The organism is Paraburkholderia sp. BR10937 (genome assembly GCF_040965695.1).
Taxonomy (GTDB): Bacteria; Pseudomonadota; Gammaproteobacteria; order Burkholderiales; family Burkholderiaceae; genus Paraburkholderia.
Window position 1 is genome coordinate 1 of sequence record NZ_JBFRCL010000293.1, and the last position, 232, is coordinate 232.

The 232-nt window shown below is 61.2% G+C and carries 1 protein-coding gene; it reads right to left on the reverse strand.

From position 1 onward, the window contains the following. On the reverse strand, window positions 1-232 hold a 232-nt coding region (locus AB4Y44_RS43035; RefSeq protein WP_368702867.1), incomplete at both ends, for a peptidylprolyl isomerase.

Consider the following 232-nt stretch of genomic DNA (forward strand, 5'->3'; position numbering starts at 1 on the left):
CGTTGGTGCGCGCCATGGCGATCGAGCCGCGCTCGTTCTTCAGGCCGTTGTTCGCTTCGTTTTCGATCGGCGCTTCGGTCGGCTTCTGCTTCATGCCGGCGTCGAAGCCGCCGCCCTGGGTCATGAAGCCGCGAATCACGCGATGAAAGATCGTGCCGTTGTACTGGCCAGCCTTCACGTACTGCAGGAAATTGTCGACGGTCTTCGGCGCTTTCTCCGGATAGAGCTCGAC